Genomic DNA, 15,798 nt, shown 5'->3' on the forward strand with positions numbered 1-15,798 from the left:
GACTGCTGGCTCACGTGGGTCTCGATACGCCGCTGCGCGGCTACTCGACCAGCAGAGGGGGCCCGCGCCTCCTTGCTGATCGAGTAGGCCCCGCAGGGGCCTACTCGACCAGCAGAGGGGGCCCGCGCCTCCTTGCTGATCGAGTAGGCCCCGCAGGGGCCGTATCGAGATCCCCCGTCACCAGAACTGCGGGCCCGCGCACCTACTCCACCGGCGGCGTGTCGAACCGCTCGCCCTCGGCGCGGCCGGGCATCAGGAACCAGATCATCAGCACCACCCAGCCCGCGATCGGGATCAGGATGATCAGGAACCACGTGCCGCTGCGACCGACGTCGTGCAGCCGCCGCCAGATCAGCGCGAGTCCGGGGATCAGCGTCACCAGGGCGATCAGGATCGACAGCCCGGTGACCCACGGCGTCGCGAAGTCCGTCCCCGTCGAGAAGGGCGACGTCGTGAACGTGTAGCGCGACAGCGACCCGTCGGCCCACCGCAGCAGGAGGTTCACGATCAGGGTGGCGAGGATGATCCACCAGTACTCCGCTCGGCTCGCGCGCCCGCTGAACGTCGCGTACTTGCGGAAGAAGCGGGTGATCGCCTCACCGGCGGGCGCTCCCGGGTAGGGCAGATGCAGCGGAGGAGTCGGCGCGGTCCGGCTCATGCGGGAAGTCCGGCGTCGGCAGTCGTCTGGGCCATCCTCCGACGCTACGCCGCGGAACGCCGCGCGCCCTCCCTCGCGAGGGGGAGCGGACGTGCTCGGCAGCGGATCGACTCCGCTCGTACTCGGCGGAGTGCTCGAGTGGACGCGGGACGGGGTGCGACGACCTGCCAGGGCCCGGTTCGCGTCGACTCGTGCGCCGGGCGACAGACGAGAGGACGTAAGACGGGGTGCGTTGACCAGCGAGGGCCCGGTCCGCGTCCAGTCGTGCGCCATGCCCCTTGCGAGTGGACGCGGAACGGGTTCAGGCGTCGACTTACGCGCTCACGCGCTCACGCGCTCCGCCCGACCCTGCACCGGAGCCGCGGCCCGGCCCGCGCGCCACTCCACCAGCAGGCTCACCACGAGCCCGAGGGCCACGATGCCGAGGGCGAACCAGGGCAGCGTGCCGAGGCCGCTGCCGTCGATGACCAGGCCGCCCACGATCGCTCCGCCGCCGATGCCGATGTTGAACGCCGTCGTCTGCAGGGCGGCGGCGAGGCTGCGCAGCTGGAAGGAGGCGGTCCGCAGCATCCGCGTCTGCAGCATCGCAGGGATGCCTCCGAACGCGATGTTCCAGACGACCGCCGCGACGACCACGAGCGCCGGCACTCCGGAGCCCGCCGCGAACGACAGCCCCGCGAGAGCCGCGAGGACCGCGAGGGCGGCCACCACGAATCCGGAGCGGGGGAACCGGTCGGTCGCGAAGCCCGCGAGCACGAGGCCCACGGCTCCCGCACCGCCGAAGGCGAACAGCACGAGCGGGATCGTGTCGGGCGCGAACTGCGCCTCCTCCAGCCACGGCGTGATGTAGGTCGAGAGCGTGTTCTGGCCGATCAGCACCAGCAGGATCACGAGGCAGACGCCGAGGATCCGGGGCAGCGACCGGTCCTTGCGCGCGGGGAGGCGGATCTCGCCGGTGCGCACCGGGACGATGTGCTCGACCGCGGGGAGGTAGCGGATGACGACGAGCGCGAGGATCAGGACGATGCCGCCGAGGATCGCGAAGGTCGGCCGCCAGCCGAACGCGTGACCGAGCGCCGTGCCCACCGGCACGCCGAGCACGAACGCCGCGGAGCCGCCTCCCGCCGTGATCGCGGTCGCCCGGCCGAGGTGCTCGGGAGCGACGAGGTGCGCGGAGTAGGCGGCGACGACCGCCCAGAACAGGCCGTGGGCGAGCCCGCCGAGGATCCGGGCGCCGACCAGCAGCTCGAAGGTCGGCGCGAGGGCCGCGAGGACGTTCGCGACCGCGATCGTGCCGAGCGCGACGAGCACGAGGCTCTTCCGCGAGAAGCGCTGCGTGACGAGGGTCAGCGGAGTCGTCGCCACCACGACCGTCGCCGCGAAGATCGTGACCAGCTGGCCGGTCAGCGGGATGCTCACGCCGAGGTCGCGCGACATGTCGGGGATGAGCCCGGTCGGCAGGAACTCGCTCGTCACCGAGACGAAGATCGCGCCGGCCAGCGTGAGCAGGCCGATCCAGGGGAACACGGGGGTCTTGACGTCGGTCAACGGAGTCCAAGCGGGGGAGGGGGCGGAGGGGGACCCTCCAGCGTCGCACGCCGCCGGGGCCGGAGGCGGCGGGCGACGGATTCTGGACAGGGGGTGTTCATGTGGGCGGATGCGGCTCCGATCGCCCTCAGAACTGAGGCTGAGGGGCTCGAACGAGGCGGAATCGCTCGGATCGGCGTGACCGGCCTTGGTTCTGCAGGCGGATCGGCGATGACCGCACCGTCGACCCTCCTCCATCGCCTCGGACGCGGAGAGGTCCACGCGACGACCGGCGGCCCGCGCCGGTTCCGCCGACAGCTGTCGTGCACCTACGGTCGTAACCATGCCCCCCTCCGTCGCCCGCCGTCGCCTCGCGATCTTCGCCTTCATGCTCGTCTTCGGCATCGGGATGGCGTCGTGGGTGGTCCGCACGCCCGCCGTGCGCGATCTGCTCAGCGCCTCGACCGCGCAGATGGGGCTCGTGCTGCTCGGGCTCTCGGTCGGCTCGATGACCGGCGTCCTCTCCTCCGCGGCGATCGTGCGGCGCCGGGGAGTGCGGTTCACGGTGACGATCGGCGGCGTCTCGTTCACGAGCGGAGTCGCGCTCGTCGGTCTCGCGGCGGACCTCTCGTCGGCTCCGGGCGTCTTCGTCGGCCTCGCGCTCGTGGGCCTCGGCATCGGCGTGTCCGAGATCGCGCTGAACCTCGAGGGCGCGGCGCTCGAAGCGGTCTCGGGTCGCTCGGTCCTCCCGGCGCTGCACGGCTGCTTCAGCCTCGGCACCGTCCTCGGCGCGGTGGCCGGCATCGGGCTGACCGCGATCGACTTCCCCGTGCTCTGGCAGCTGCTGGCGGTGGCGGCGCTCAGCGCGGCGCTGCTCGTCACGGTCATCCGCTCGGTGCCGACCGACACGGGCAAGATCGTGCCGGGAGCGCCCGGGGAGCCGGCCGCGGTGCGCGCGGGCGGACCGGTCTGGCGGCAGCCGCGCGTGCTCGCGCTCGGGGCGATCGTGCTCGCGCTGGCGCTGGCCGAGGGCTCGGCCATGGACTGGCTGCCGCTGCTGATGGTCGACGGCTACGGAGCGACCGCCACGGTCGGCACGATCGTGTTCGCCGGATTCGCGGCGGCGATGACCGTCGGGCGCTTCGTCGGCGGTCCGCTGCTCGCCCGGTTCGGCAACGTGGCCGTGCTGCGGGCGAGCGCGCTGGTGTCGGCCGCCGGGATAGCGGTCGTGGTGTTCGCGGACAGCGCGGCGATGGCCGGAGTCGCGGTCGCGCTGTGGGGGCTGGGTGCGGCGCTCGGGTTCCCCGTCACGCTCTCCTCGGCCGCCGACAGCGACGACCCGACCGCGACCGTCGCGGCGGTGGCGACCGCCGGGTACGTGGCGTTCCTGGTCGGGCCCCCGCTGCTCGGATTCCTCGGCGAGCACTTCGGCCTGCGCGGCGCGATGATCGTGGTCCTCGTGCTGGTCGCGGCGGTGTCGCTGCTCACCGGAGCGGCCCGGCCGCGCGCCGCCGCCGAGCGCGTGGCGGAGCCGGCCTGACGCCCCCTGCTGGTCGAGCAGCGCCGCAGGCGCGTATCGAGACCCGCGATGTCCTGGAGCCGGGGGGACCTCGATAAGCGCTGCGCGCTACTCGATCAGCGGGCCCGCTCGCCGGTCGAGGGGGCGCCGTGCTGCGACGGTGATCGCGACTCCGGCCAGGACACCGAGTGTCGCGAGGGAGGCGACCACGGTGGCGTCCCACTGAGGATGCGCGATCGACACGGGGGCGGTCGCCGTGTTCGGATTGTCGTACGTGCAGGTCAGTCCGAGCGGGAACAGGGTGCGCTCGCCGCCGACGTTGATGGCTTCAGGGTGTGGCGCGAGTCCCTGCGGGTAGGGATACTGCTGGCATTGCTCCCACAGCTGATCGCGGGGACTGCCGTCCGAGCCTCCGATCGCCACGGTCGCCACCGCCACCGGCGCGAGGAGCGCGACGGCGAGGATCCCCACGAGTCGCAGTCGTTCCGCCTCCACGTCGGGCAGCTTATCGACGCGCGTACACGGTTCCAGAAGGTCTGAGGGGCGGGGCGCGTCGAGCGCTGCTATCCGTCGAACACGTCGCCGCTGGCGAAGGCCGCGTCCTCGGGGAGCAGTGCCACCAGGGGCTCGGGGCAGTCGTCGAGGAGAGTGCGTCCGGTGGACGGCATGGGGTCCCTGGTGAACTCGGCCTCGACGCGATAGCAGGTGTAGACCTCGCTCGGACTCGCGCCGTCGACGTCGGGTGATCGCGGACCCGAGGCGATGAAGACCGACACGTCCGTCGAGAAGGGCGTCGAGGAGATGTCGTAGAGGACGACGCCGCCCGCGCTGAGATCGAGGTCGGACGCTGTGGAGGCCTTCCCGTCCCAGCGCATGCCACTGAGGGCTGCGAGGTACGGCTCGGGCTCGTCGACCTGCGGCTGGTGGAGCTGAGAGGACAGCGGGTCCTCGAAAGCCATGATCTGCCGTGCGAGCACGTCGTCGATCCCGCTCTCGTAGCCCTCATAGCGGGTCGGGCCGCACCCGGAGAGGAGGAGCACGGCCGCGCCCACCGCCGTCGCGGACGCGATCGTGCGGAGCCGCTCCATGAGCGCCACTCTAGGCGGGCGATCGCGCCATGGCTTTCCGCATGGCGCCCCGCTTCCGAGCCGGAGAACGAGGCCGCCGCGACGTACCCTAGCCTCACGTCATGCGCGAGCCGTCCCCACCGTCGATCCGGCGGAGGATCGCACGTCTGGCCAGGCTCGCTCTCGTGGACGTCGACGCCGGGGTGGTGAGCAGTTTCGTCTTCGGGGTCGTGGTCGGCGCGGTCTTCGTCGTCGTCGGCTCCGTCACGGAGGAGCGCTGGACCATCCCGTTCGGCGTCGGACTGGCGATCGTGTCGCTCGCGGTCCTGATCGACCGGCGTCGCGAGCGGGAGAAGTAGCGGGGCGGATCGTCCTCCGTCGCTCGAGCGATCCCTTCCCTGCTGGTCGAGCAGCGCCGGAGGCGCGTATCGAGACCCGCGATGTCCTGGGGCTGGCGGATCTCGAGACGCCCGCTGCGCGGGCTACTCGATCAGCGAGGGAGGGCGATCAGCCCTCGACGGCCGCGATCTCGATCGGGGCGCCCGGGAGGGACGCGGTCTCGAGGATCTCGCCCGTCGCGGTGTCGACCGCGTGGATCTCGGAGGTGGCGGGCTCGGTCACGTACGCGACGTCGCCGAGCACGACCAGCGCGGGGTGCGCGTCCTGCCACTCGATCGGGCCGGACCACGGGGCGACGACCGGGTACGACGCGGTGATCTCTCCGGTGGTCACGTCGAGGGCGTGCAGAGCGCCGTCGGTGCCCAGGATCAGGCCGTTGTCGTCGCTCGTGCGGGCGATACCGCGCCAGGTGTAGCCGACTCCCTCGGGCAGGTCGAGCACGGTGGAGGTCGTGGCGACGGTGTCGGTCAGCACCACGGAGGAGAGCTCGACGCCCTCCGCGTCCGGGTCGCTGTTGTAGTCGCCGATCGTGATCGCCGAGGTCTCGCTCACGTACTGGTTCCCGGTGCGGCCGTAGGCGTCCGGAGCCGCGATCTTCGTGAACGCGCCGTCGTCGTACACGAGCACGCCGTTGCTGCAGCCGAAGACCGCGATCTCGTCGGCGGCCGCACCCTCGCCGTGCACGGCGGGGCAGTCCTCGCTGCGGCCGATCTCCTCGCGGGAGGAGTCGAGGGCGCGGACTCCGGTGCGCGACTCGCTGTCGCCGATCGTGGTCAGCAGGGTGCCGTCCTCGAGCTCGATCGAGACGCCGTGGTGCGCGGCGGGGGACTCGATCGTCTCGGACTCGGGCAGCTCGCCGTCGGCCACGGCCGGGGCGAGGTCGGCGGTGTCGAAGACGGTGGTCGCTCCGGTGCCGTCGGCGAACAGGATCGTCTTCCCGCCGTGGCGGACCACGTGGCCCGGGGTCGGTGCGTCGAAGACGAGGTCGGTCAGCTCGGGCTCGCCGGCTCCGGCGCCCGTGTCGAGGACCCGGAAGCCCTCCTCCGTCGACACGAGCACGGTGCGCCCGTCGCCCGAGGAGTTGACCCGATTGAAGCCCGCGAGCTCGATGTCGGACTCGAGGTCCAGCGTCGTGCCGTCGAGCACGAGCAGTCCGCCGTCGTAGGTGAGGGCGAGGCGAGGTCCCGAGGGGGCCGCGGAGGAGGTGGGCGACGCGGCGTTCCCGGAGCCCGAGCAGGCGGTGAGGGCGAGAGCCGCGGTGGCGGCGAGTGCGGCGGCGGCGAGCGCGCGGCGGTGAGGGGTGTTCATGGCTTCCTTCGTGGTCGAGCCGTTTCCGGCGCGTGGACGGAGTGTCAGGGAGACAGTCCGGTGGAGAGGAGGCGCTCGTTGCTGCGCATCATCTCGAGGTAGGTGGGAGCGCCTCCGTCGGGGGCGGTCAGGGATTCGGTGAACAGCGCGACGACGTCGACGTCGAGGTCGGCCTCGTCGGCGAGCACCTGCACGAGGCGGTCGGGCTGCGACGAGTCGGCGAAGATCGTCGGCACGCCGGCCTCCTCGATCGCCGAGGTCAGCTCCTCGAGGTCGGAGGCGCTGGGCGCTGCGAGGGTCGTCCCGCTCGGCAGCACCGCGCCGATCACGCGGAAGCCGAAGCGGTCGGCGAGGTAGCCGAAGACGTGGTGGTTCGTGACGAGCGCGCGGCGCTCCTCAGGGATCGCGGCGAACGACGCCGTCATCTCGGCGTCCAGCGCCTCGAGCTCGCCCCGGTACGCGGCGACGCTCGAGGCGAGGGCGGAGGGATCCACTCCGTCGATCGCGAGGCGCGGCTCGAGGCCGTCGACGACGTCGATCATCCGCTGCGGGTCGGTCCAGAAGTGCGGGTCGACCTCGCCCTCCGCGTCGCCCTCGGTGTACGCGAGCGTCTCGATCAGGTCGCCCGCGGCGACCACCTCGACCCCCTCGGCGGCGGCCGCGTCGACGTGCTGCTGCAGTCCCTCCTCCAGGCCCAGCCCGTTCGAGACGATCAGGTCGGCGTCGAGCAGTCGCGCCGCCTCCCTGGCCGAGATCTCGAAGGAGTGCGGGTCGGCGTCGGGCGCCATCAGCGTCATCACCTCGGCCTGGCCGCCGACGAGGCGCTCGACGACGTCGCCGAGGATGTTCGTGGTGACGACCACGAGGGGCCCGTCGGCGGAGGCGGGGCCGGAGCAGCCCGCGGTCAGAGCGCCGAGCGAGAGGGCGGCGGAGGCGGCGACCGCACGGGCGAGGCGCCTCATCGTCCGGTCTCCACGAGCAGGCGGGCGTCGAGCTCGAAGCTGCGGGCGAGGCGGGCGGAATCGTCGTAGTCGATCTCGTGCACGAGCCCGGTCGCGGGCGAGTTGACGTAGGCGCGCGACACGTCCACCTCGAGCGAGACTCCGGCGGGCAGGCGTCCGTCGACCAGGTCGGCCGCGAGCAGCGGGTCCGTGGCGGCGGCGCCTCCCTCCGGGGTCAGGGCGACGACACGGCCGCTGCGGTCGAGGCCGACCACCGTGTCGTCGGTGTCCGAGACGGCGCTCGCCGCGAGCAGCGGCTCGGCGGTGGGGATCAGGGTCCAGGTGCGGGCGCGGGTGTCGAGCAGCCACGCGCCGCGCTCGCCGGCCACGGCGGCCACCGAGGGGCGGCCCGGGCGCGACGAGAACGCGGCGGCGACGTCGGCGGCGACGGTCCCCTCCGGGTACGGGATGCGCTCGAACGCGACTCCGTCGTCGCCCGCGACGGCCAGCACCGCGCCGTCGGCGCAGCCGAAGACCGCGCCGACCCGGGTGATCGCGGAGCCGCTCAGCTCGAGGCATTCGGCGCTGTCGCCGATCGCCTCGCCGTCGGCCGAGAAGACCGCGACGGAGGAGGCGCGCTCGTCGCCCTCCTCCGCGACCGAGCCCACGAGCACGTCGCCCAGCGGGAGCAGCGCGCCGTCGTGCGGCACGCCCTCGATCCGCCCGCGCTCCTCGATCCCGCCCGCGGCGAGCGCCTCGGCGTCGAGCACGACGCCCGTTCCGGAGTCGCCGAACCAGGCCGCAGTCAGGGTGGCGGAGGAGGCGACGCGCGCCTCTCCGGCACCGCCGTCGATCTCGCCCACGACGCGCGGCTCGGCGAGGTAGTAGTGGGAGTGGTCGCCGTGCGGCACCGTCCACGCCCCGCCGTCGACGATGCGGAGCACGCCGTCGGCCGAGGAGGCGAAGGCGTAACGGCCGTCGGTCTCGAGCCGGGTGACGTCGCCGTCGAACTCGGCGAGCTCGACCGACTCCTCCGTGGCGGGGTCGAAGGCGCTGAGCACGGCGCCGGACAGGGTGACGAGGCGCAGCTGCGGCTCCTGCATCTCGGACGCGCCCTGGATGTAGCCGTGGCCGTCGGAGTCTGCGGCGCCGGAACTCGTGGCGTCGGAACCCGTGGCGTCGGAGGCGGCGGGGGAGCTCGAGCAGGCGGCGAGGGCGAGCAGCGCGCCCGAGGCGGTGAGGAGCAGCGGGGTGGAACGGGGGATCACGGGTGGGACGGCTCTTTCGTGTCGGCGGCGGAGGAGGCGGCGGAGTCGAAGTCGGAGTCCGAGTGGCAGTCGGAGACGGCAGCGGCGGCGAGCGGAACGGAGGCGGAGGCGGCGGCGGGGTCGGAGTCGGAGTCGGAGTCGAAGTCGGCAGCCGCGGTGATCGGAGCGGCGGCCGCCGGGACCGCGGCCAGCGCCGCTCCCGATCGCGCGGCCAGGCGGGCGACTCCCGCGCGCAGCGCCGCCGAGACCACGACGAGCCCGACCGACGCCGCGGCGATGCTCGCTCCGGCTGCCGTCGCGCCGTACCAGGACACGAGCAGCCCGATCACGACGGCGACCGCGCCGAGGACGGCGGCCAGCGCCATGGTCGCGGGGATCCCGCGGGTCCAGTGCCCGGCGGCCGCGGCGGGCGCGAGCAGCAGCCCGACCACGAGGAGGCTCCCCACGGCCTGGTACGACGCGACGACCACGAGGGTGACCAGCCCGACCAGCACGACGTGCGCCAGTCGGGGGCGCAGGCCCAGCGTCGCGGCGACGCGCTCATCGAACGCGAGAGCCACGAACGGGCGGTGGAACACGACGACGAGCACCAGGACGACGGCCAGCGCGATCGCCAGCAGCACCAGGTCCGCCTCGCCGATCGCGAGGACGTCGCCGAACAGGATCGCGGTGAGGTCGGTGGCGAAGGAGCGCGAGCGCGACACGATGATCACGCCCAGCGCGAGCATCCCGACGTAGAAGAGGCCGATCGTGACGTCGGGGGAGGAGCGGGGGCGGCGGGCGACGAGGCCGACTCCCGCGGTCATCACGCCGGCGCTGACGGCCGCGCCGAGCACCGGCGGCAGGCCGAGGAGGGCCGCGATGGCGACCCCGGGGAGCAGTCCGTGCGCCATCGCCTCGCCGAGGAACGCCATGCCGCGCAGCACGACCCAGGTCCCGACGACGCCGCACAGCACGGCGACGAGCACGCCGCCCAGCAGGGCGCGCAGCAGGAAGCCGGAGGCGAACGGATCGAGGAGGAAGGGCACGGGGCACGACCCTACATGAAAACGATTATCGTTATGATCAAGCAGTGACCTCCTCCGCCGCGCTCCTCGCCCCCGTCGTCCGCCTGCGCTCGATCGACGCCGCGCACGACGGAGTCCCCGCGCTGCGGGGCGTCGACGTGACGCTCGACCGGGGCTCGCACACCCTGCTGGTCGGGCCGAACGGATCGGGGAAGTCGACGCTGCTCTCGGTGCTCGCGGGCGTGCATCCGCTCGTCGCGGGCACTGTCGAACGGGCGCCCGGAGTGTCGATCGGCGTCGTCGTGCAGCGGAGTGCCGTGCCGGACCGACTGCCCGTGACGGTGCGCGACGTGGTGTCGATGGGGCGCTGGGCGGGCCGGCCCCTCGGGCTGCCGCTGAGGCGCGCCGACCGCGCGATCGTGGACGAGTGCCTCGAGGCGCTCGACATCGGCGATCTCGCTCGACGGCCGCTGTCACGCCTCTCGGGCGGTCAGCGCCAGCGTGCGCTGGTCGCGCAGGGGCTCGCGCGACGCGCGGATCTGCTGCTGCTCGACGAGCCGACGTCAGGGGTGGATGCGGGGGCGCAACGGCTCATCCGCCGGGCGGTGTCGCTCGAGCTCGCCCGCGGGGCGACGGTGGTGGAGGCGACGCACGACGCGTCGGATCTCGGGGTGGGGAGTGCGGTGGTGCGACTGGTCGACGGGCGCCGGGTGGGCTGACGGGCGGGTGCCCCGCCGCCTCGCTGATCGAGCAGCCCGCGGCGGGCGGGGCTGGAGATGTGAAGGTGTTCGACGCCGGATGCGCCGACGCAACCTCAGTTGCGGAGGGGGTCTAACGCCTGACAGGCGAGACGCCCCTCGCTCAGCTGACGTTCTGCAGCCGACTCGAGTTCAGTCGAGCGTGTACGCGCGTCCGTTGATGAGCAGGGTGTCGGGGTTGTCGACGCCCCGGTCCTCGGAGGTGTTCGACGACTCCGACGCGGCGGCGGGCTGGGCGGCCACACCCGTGGTGAGCAGGAGTCCGGCCGCGAGGGCGGTGATCATCTTCGTGCGGTTCATCGGCGTCGTCCTTGGCGTCGTGGTGTCCGTCGCACTCCGGGTTCGAAGGCGTCGTGCGGGCGAGACTACGGTCGGAGTCGATGAGGGCCCTGGGTCGTTCCTGTGACCCGCCTGTGCCCGACGGCTTCGTCGGAGCGAGGTCGCACGAGGACCGGTCCCCAGCCTATGTTCACGCTGCCACCGGCGGAAGAGCGGAGTCGAGCGGAGTCGCCCGGAGTCACCGCGCCAGCGCCGCAAGCTCCGCCCGGTTCCGCGCCCCCGCCTTGCGCAGCAGGTTCGAGACGTGGAACTTGGCCGTGTTGCCGCTGATGCCGAGGTCGTCGGCGATGCGCTGGTTCGAGGCGCCGAGCGTGATCAGGTGCAGCACCTCGCGCTCGCGGGCGCTCAGCTCGGCGAGGTCGAGGCCGTCGAGCTGAGCGGGCGGGTCCAGGGGCAGGCGGATCGACAGGGTCGATCCCCAGCCGGCGGTCGACGTGATCGCGAGGTCGCCGTCGAGGCCGCGGACGCGCTCGGCGATCGGGCGCAGGGCCTCGTCGCGGGCGGTCAGCTCGCCGCGGCCGTCGTCGCGGATCTCGATCAGCAGGTTGAGGCCGTCGCAGTCCCACTGGATCCGCACGCGCCGCGTCTGCTCCGACTCGACGAAGGCCAGCACGGCGCTCCGGACGATCGCGCGGGCCGCGTGGGCGACCTCGCCGGGCAGAGCGCGGCCGGTCGCCGGCGGCTCCACGAACTGCACGTCCAGGTCGCCGAAGCGCACGAGCGGGCGCAGGTCGCTCCGGAGGCGCGCGAAAGCGCCCACGACGGGCTCGAGCATGGCGCTGCGCTGCTCGTCGGTCGCGGTGCGCAGCTCGACCAGGGCGTTCGCGGCGATGTCGATCGCGACGGCGCGGGCCGCACGATCGTCCAGGCGCTCGGCGCGCAGGGCGGCGAGCACCGACTCCAGTGCGACCGCGTGCCGGTCGGCCTGCTCGGCGACGGTGCGGGCGTGCTCGAGCAGCAGCGCGCGGGAGGCGGGGGAGGAGTCCATCCGTCGAACCTACCCGTCCTACCTCCCCCGATGCCCGCCTACCTGATCGGGTAGGCGAGCCTGCTCCATCAGGGGGCCGACTCCGGCGACCGGCGAGCGCAGGCTGGAGTCATGCCCGACATCGAGGACCCCACCGCAGACCCCGCGACGGCGCTGGCCGTGATCGTGGCCGAAGTGACCGCGGCGGCCACGTCCCTCACCGAGGACGACCGGCTCGAGCCCGTCGCCGCGCTGCTCGCCGACGCCGACCGCGTCTTCGTGCACGGCGCCGGCCGCTCCGGTCTCGCCCTGCGGATGACCGCCATGCGCCTCATGCACCTCGGTCTCGTCGTGCACGTGGTCGGCGACGTCACCACTCCCGCGATCCGCGAGGGCGACGTGCTGCTCACGGCGAGCGGCTCCGGCACCACGGGCGGCATCGTCCGCGCGGCGCAGTCGGCCGTGGACGCCGGTGCTCGAGTCGCCGCGATCACGACGGCCTCCGGATCGCCGCTGGCCGAGCTCGCCTCCGCGGTCGTGATCGTGCCGGCGGCCGAGAAGCTCGACCGCTCCGGAGCCGCCTCCGCGCAGTACTCGGGCGGGCTCTTCGAGCAGGTGGTCGTGCTCACCGGCGACGCCCTGTTCCACGCGCTGTGGAAGCGACGCGGCGAGAGCGCCGACGAGCTCTGGCCGCGCCACGCGAACCTCGAATGACCCCCGCACTCCCCGCACTCTCTACAGGAAGCAGAACCTCATGAAGCTCCAGTTCGCCATGGACACCCTCAGCACCGAGGCCGCCCTCGAGCTCGCCGCCGCCGCGGCTCCGCACGTCGACATCCTCGAGCTCGGCACCCCGCTCATCAAGAGCGCGGGCCTCTCGGCCATCACCGCGATCAAGGACGCCCACCCCGACAAGATCGTCTTCGCCGACCTCAAGACCATGGACGCCGGCGAGCTCGAGGCCGACATGGCGTTCACAGCGGGCGCCGACCTCGTGACGGTCCTCGGAGTCGCCGGCGACAGCACGATCGCGGGCGCGATCGCCGCCGGGAAGAAGCACGGCAAGGGCGTGGTCGTCGACCTCATCGGCGTGCCGGACAAGGCCGCCCGCGCCCGCGAGGTCGTCGCGCTCGGCGCCGAGTTCGTCGAGATGCACGCGGGCCTGGACGAGCAGGCCGAGGACGGCTTCACCTTCGACACGCTGCTGCGCGACGGCGAATCCTCGGGCGTGCCGTTCTCGGTGGCGGGCGGAGTGAGCACCGCCACGATCGAGTCGGTGCAGTCCGCGGGCGCCGTGGTCGCCGTCGCGGGCGGCGCCATCTACAGTGCGCCGGACGTCGGCGAGGCCGCCGCGGCGCTCCGCGCGAAGATCTCCTAGCCCGGGGCGGGGCCGGCTCCCGCACCTCCGGCTCGTCACATCGCGTTCGGCTCGCAGGACTCCTCCGATCCTGCGAGCCGAATGCGTTCCTGCGAGCCGAGCTCCGCCTCAGTGGCGCTCGACTCTCCAGAAGTCGTCGTACTCGAGCGCCGAGTACGACAACTTCTGCGGAGTCGCCGGCTTCGCTCACCCTGAAGCCCGCGCCCGCTCGAGTGTCCAAGAGTTGGCGTACTCGGGCGCCGACTACGACAACTTCTGCGGAGTCGCCGGCCGCGCTCTCCCCCACCCTGCGACCGCCCGCTCGACTCTCCAGAAGTTGTCGTACTCGAGCGCCGAGTACGACAACTTTCGCGGACTCGCGGGCCGCCAGGGTCGCCGCACCCGCCCCACCGGTCAAGCCCCTCCCGCCCCTCCGGCCCGCGCGATTGTCTGGAGGACCCGACACGACAGGAGCCCCGTGCAGTCCAGCACCACCCGCATCGCCCCCATCGAGACCTACGCCGACGACGACGGCTGGCACAACCGCATCGCCGACGCCCGCGTCCCGCTGACCCACCACTCCGACCGGGACGAGGCCGAGCGCGAGGGCGCCGCGATGGCCCGCCAGCGCGGCGGCGGCCACGTCGTGCACGACTGACGCCAGAGCGCGCCGAACCCGACATCCGTCCCTTATCGTGCCGCGTCCCGCGGGGTCAAGTCTCTGTCCGCCCCCGCCGCGCCCGGCCTAGCCTGGCCCGTCGTGCCGCCCGATCCCGGAGCGCACGTAACGGGAGGACGACATGGCGACCACGAGTGAGCCCACCGCGACGACCACCGACGGGCAGAAGCTGAAGCGCCGCATCACCGGCCCGCTCCTCTTCTTCTTCATCCTCGGCGACGTGCTCGGCGCGGGCATCTACGCCCTCATGGGCACGCTCGCGAACGAGGTCGGCGGCGCCGTCTGGATGCCGCTGCTGCTCGCGCTCGGCCTCTCGCTGCTGACGGCCGGCTCCTACGCCGAGCTGGTCACGAAGTACCCGAAGGCGGGCGGCGCCGCTGTCTTCGCCCAGCGCGCGTTCCGCCGTCCGATCGTCTCGTTCCTCGTCGGGTTCGCGATGCTCGCGGCCGGAGTGACGAGCGCGGCCGGTCTGTCGCTCGCGTTCGCCGGCGACTACCTCGGCACCTTTGTCGACGTGCCGACGGTGCCCACCGCGATCGTGTTCCTGATCCTGGTGGCGTGCCTGAACGCGCGAGGCGTGGCGGAGTCGCTCCTCAGCAACACGGTGATGACCGTGATCGAGGTCAGCGGCCTCCTCATCGTGATCGCCTGCGTCGCGCTGCTCGTCGCAGGCGGGGGCGGCGACCTCTCGCGCACGGTCGAGATCGGCGGCGAGCAGGGGCCGGCCCTCGCGGTGCTCGGCGGCGCGATCATCGCCTACTACTCCTTCGTCGGCTTCGAGACCTCGGCGAACGTCGCCGAGGAGGTCCGCGACCCCAGTCGCGTCTACCCGCGCGCCCTTTTCGGATCGCTGCTCGCCGCCGGTGCCGTCTACGTCCTCGTCGGCCTCGCCAGCTCGATCGCGCTGCCCGCCGACGAGCTGGGCGAGTCCTCCGCTCCGCTGCTCGACGTCGTCACCGCCTCCGGAGTCGGCGTCCCGGCCTGGCTCTTCAGCCTCATCGCGCTGATCGCGGTCGCCAACGGTGCCCTGCTGACCATGATCATGGCCAGCCGCGTCACCTACGGCATGGCCGAGGAGCGGCTGCTGCCCGCCGTGCTGAGCAAGGTCCTGCCGAAGCGCCGCACGCCCTGGGTCGCGATCGTCGTCACCACCGTGGCGGCGTGCCTCCTGACGCTCGTCGGGGATCTGGCGACGCTGGCCGAGACCGTCGTGCTCCTCCTCCTGCTCGTCTTCATCAGCACCAACGTCGCGGTCCTGGTGCTGCGCCGTGACCGCGTCGAGCACGACCACTTCCGCGTCTGGACGGCGATCCCGGTCCTCGGAGTCGCGTCCTGCGTCCTCCTGCTCACGCAGCAGGACCCGATCGTCTGGGCCTACGGCGCCGCCTTGCTGGGCATCGGCGCCCTGCTGCACCTGGCGACGAAGCGCCGGAGCGAGCGCGGCGAGCGGGCCCGCGACCGCGACTGACCCCGCTCGCGCGCGGCCGGCCTGCACAACGAAGGTTGAGCGGCGCCGCGGCGCTTCGCTGCCCTCTGCTGATCGAGTAGCCGCGGAGCGGCGTATCGAGATCCGCGCGTCCGGCGCCGGTGGGTCTCGATACGCGCCTGCGGCGCTACTCGACCAGCAAGGGTGGGCGAGTGGTCGGTCTGCGGGCCACAGTGTGCGTGCAGGCCCCGTTCCGGGTCGAGTCGGTGCGCGTGGTTGCCGCGAGTGGGCGCGAGTCGGGCCCCGGCAGGAGCGCAGGGGCCGTTTCGCGGCGTTCGCGTCCCCCTCTGCTGATCGAGTAGCCGCAGAGCGGCGTATCGAGATCCGCGGGCCCGGAGTCGGTGGGTCTCCGAGGAGAAGTCACGACACGCGCCTGCCGCTGCCCTCGCTGATCGAGTAGCCCGCGCAGCGGGCGTATCGAGATCCACCAGCGCCAGAAGTCCCGGTCAGCCACCGATCTCCTGGCGACGGCGGCGCTCGCTACGCCCCTGCCGCGCTCCTCGACCACCAGAGATCCC

The 15,798-nt window shown here is 72.9% G+C and carries 17 protein-coding genes; 7 read left to right on the forward strand and 10 right to left on the reverse strand.

Features of this window, described 5'->3' with window-relative positions; translation table 11 throughout:
- Positions 1-202 precede the first annotated feature (202 nt).
- Positions 203-658, reverse strand: coding sequence for a DUF805 domain-containing protein (locus C1I63_RS19700; RefSeq protein ID WP_170116334.1), 456 nt, complete (start codon positions 656-658; stop codon positions 203-205).
- Positions 659-979: 321 nt separating this feature from the next.
- A complete protein-coding gene (locus C1I63_RS06555; protein ID WP_170116335.1) occupies positions 980-2,206 on the reverse strand; it encodes an MFS transporter in 1,227 nt (408 codons plus the stop codon).
- A gap of 322 nt (positions 2,207-2,528) precedes the next feature.
- Here C1I63_RS06555 and C1I63_RS06560 point away from each other — a divergent pair, with 322 nt between their 5' ends.
- Positions 2,529-3,725 (forward strand): MFS transporter, encoded by a 1,197-nt coding sequence (locus C1I63_RS06560; protein ID WP_107574234.1) that lies wholly within the window; start codon positions 2,529-2,531, stop codon positions 3,723-3,725.
- A gap of 87 nt (positions 3,726-3,812) precedes the next feature.
- On the opposite strand, the gene C1I63_RS06565 is transcribed toward C1I63_RS06560, so the two are convergent.
- A complete protein-coding gene (locus C1I63_RS06565; RefSeq protein ID WP_146168388.1) occupies positions 3,813-4,199 on the reverse strand; it encodes a hypothetical protein in 387 nt (128 codons plus the stop codon).
- Positions 4,200-4,267: 68 nt separating this feature from the next.
- A complete protein-coding gene (locus tag C1I63_RS06570; RefSeq protein ID WP_107574236.1) occupies positions 4,268-4,792 on the reverse strand; it encodes a hypothetical protein in 525 nt (174 codons plus the stop codon).
- 101 nt (positions 4,793-4,893) lie between these two features.
- Here C1I63_RS06570 and C1I63_RS19375 point away from each other — a divergent pair, with 101 nt between their 5' ends.
- Positions 4,894-5,130, forward strand: coding sequence for a hypothetical protein (locus tag C1I63_RS19375; RefSeq protein WP_146168389.1), 237 nt, complete (start codon positions 4,894-4,896; stop codon positions 5,128-5,130).
- Positions 5,131-5,278: 148 nt separating this feature from the next.
- Here C1I63_RS19375 and aztD read toward each other — a convergent pair whose 3' ends face one another.
- Genes aztD through aztB form a run of 4 tightly spaced genes read right to left on the reverse strand, consistent with a single transcriptional unit; the run spans position 5,279 to position 9,715 of the window.
- Complete coding sequence (gene aztD, locus C1I63_RS06575; RefSeq protein WP_107574237.1) at positions 5,279-6,478, reverse strand: zinc metallochaperone AztD; 1,200 nt, start codon at positions 6,476-6,478, stop codon at positions 5,279-5,281.
- Between the two features lie 44 nt (positions 6,479-6,522).
- Positions 6,523-7,440 (reverse strand): zinc ABC transporter substrate-binding protein AztC, encoded by a 918-nt coding sequence (gene aztC, locus C1I63_RS06580; RefSeq protein ID WP_107574238.1) that lies wholly within the window; start codon positions 7,438-7,440, stop codon positions 6,523-6,525.
- On the reverse strand, positions 7,437-8,687 hold the full coding sequence (locus C1I63_RS06585; protein WP_107574239.1) for an ABC transporter: 1,251 nt from the start codon (positions 8,685-8,687) through the stop codon (positions 7,437-7,439). Before C1I63_RS06585 ends, aztC begins: the two co-directional genes overlap by 4 nt.
- Complete coding sequence (gene aztB / locus C1I63_RS06590) at positions 8,684-9,715, reverse strand: zinc ABC transporter permease AztB (protein ID WP_107574240.1); 1,032 nt, start codon at positions 9,713-9,715, stop codon at positions 8,684-8,686. Before aztB ends, C1I63_RS06585 begins: the two co-directional genes overlap by 4 nt.
- A gap of 44 nt (positions 9,716-9,759) precedes the next feature.
- Between aztB and aztA the strand changes: the two genes are divergently transcribed.
- Positions 9,760-10,413 (forward strand): zinc ABC transporter ATP-binding protein AztA, encoded by a 654-nt coding sequence (gene aztA / locus C1I63_RS06595; RefSeq protein ID WP_244906993.1) that lies wholly within the window; start codon positions 9,760-9,762, stop codon positions 10,411-10,413.
- A 171-nt stretch (positions 10,414-10,584) separates the two neighbouring features.
- On the opposite strand, the gene C1I63_RS19705 is transcribed toward aztA, so the two are convergent.
- Together C1I63_RS19705 and C1I63_RS06600 are read right to left on the reverse strand one after the other, a co-directional pair.
- Positions 10,585-10,752, reverse strand: coding sequence for a hypothetical protein (locus C1I63_RS19705; protein WP_157602134.1), 168 nt, complete (start codon positions 10,750-10,752; stop codon positions 10,585-10,587).
- Between the two features lie 217 nt (positions 10,753-10,969).
- Positions 10,970-11,779, reverse strand: coding sequence for a LuxR C-terminal-related transcriptional regulator (locus C1I63_RS06600; RefSeq protein ID WP_107574241.1), 810 nt, complete (start codon positions 11,777-11,779; stop codon positions 10,970-10,972).
- Between the two features lie 111 nt (positions 11,780-11,890).
- Here C1I63_RS06600 and hxlB point away from each other — a divergent pair, with 111 nt between their 5' ends.
- The 4 genes from hxlB to C1I63_RS06620 all read left to right on the forward strand — a co-directional run bounded on the left by hxlB (position 11,891) and on the right by C1I63_RS06620 (position 15,262).
- A complete protein-coding gene (hxlB, locus tag C1I63_RS06605) occupies positions 11,891-12,472 on the forward strand; it encodes a 6-phospho-3-hexuloisomerase (protein WP_107574242.1) in 582 nt (193 codons plus the stop codon).
- Between the two features lie 40 nt (positions 12,473-12,512).
- Entirely contained in the window at positions 12,513-13,136 is a 624-nt protein-coding gene (gene hxlA / locus C1I63_RS06610) for a 3-hexulose-6-phosphate synthase (protein ID WP_107574243.1), read from the forward strand.
- Between the two features lie 457 nt (positions 13,137-13,593).
- Entirely contained in the window at positions 13,594-13,773 is a 180-nt protein-coding gene (locus C1I63_RS06615; RefSeq protein ID WP_055785518.1) for a DUF2188 domain-containing protein, read from the forward strand.
- A 142-nt stretch (positions 13,774-13,915) separates the two neighbouring features.
- Positions 13,916-15,262 (forward strand): APC family permease, encoded by a 1,347-nt coding sequence (locus C1I63_RS06620; RefSeq protein WP_107574244.1) that lies wholly within the window; start codon positions 13,916-13,918, stop codon positions 15,260-15,262.
- Positions 15,263-15,798: the final 536 nt, after the last annotated feature.

Origin of the sequence: Rathayibacter caricis DSM 15933, from assembly GCF_003044275.1 — a bacterium.
Lineage (GTDB): Bacteria > Actinomycetota > Actinomycetes > Actinomycetales > Microbacteriaceae > Rathayibacter > Rathayibacter caricis.

Excerpts from the sequence above, each read along its gene's own strand:
- C1I63_RS19700 (WP_170116334.1), bottom strand. The coding sequence starts at position 658 with ATGAGCCGGACCGCGCCGACTCCTCCGCTGCATCTGCCCTACCCGGGA.
- C1I63_RS06560 (WP_107574234.1), top strand. The coding sequence starts at position 2,529 with ATGCCCCCCTCCGTCGCCCGCCGTCGCCTCGCGATCTTCGCCTTCATG.
- C1I63_RS06570 (WP_107574236.1), bottom strand. The coding sequence starts at position 4,792 with ATGGAGCGGCTCCGCACGATCGCGTCCGCGACGGCGGTGGGCGCGGCC.
- C1I63_RS19375 (WP_146168389.1), top strand. The coding sequence starts at position 4,894 with ATGCGCGAGCCGTCCCCACCGTCGATCCGGCGGAGGATCGCACGTCTG.
- aztD (WP_107574237.1), bottom strand. The coding sequence starts at position 6,478 with ATGAACACCCCTCACCGCCGCGCGCTCGCCGCCGCCGCACTCGCCGCC.
- aztC (WP_107574238.1), bottom strand. The coding sequence starts at position 7,440 with ATGAGGCGCCTCGCCCGTGCGGTCGCCGCCTCCGCCGCCCTCTCGCTC.
- C1I63_RS19705 (WP_157602134.1), bottom strand. The coding sequence starts at position 10,752 with ATGAACCGCACGAAGATGATCACCGCCCTCGCGGCCGGACTCCTGCTC.
- C1I63_RS06600 (WP_107574241.1), bottom strand. The coding sequence starts at position 11,779 with ATGGACTCCTCCCCCGCCTCCCGCGCGCTGCTGCTCGAGCACGCCCGC.
- hxlB (WP_107574242.1), top strand. The coding sequence starts at position 11,891 with ATGCCCGACATCGAGGACCCCACCGCAGACCCCGCGACGGCGCTGGCC.
- hxlA (WP_107574243.1), top strand. The coding sequence starts at position 12,513 with ATGAAGCTCCAGTTCGCCATGGACACCCTCAGCACCGAGGCCGCCCTC.
- C1I63_RS06620 (WP_107574244.1), top strand. The coding sequence starts at position 13,916 with ATGGCGACCACGAGTGAGCCCACCGCGACGACCACCGACGGGCAGAAG.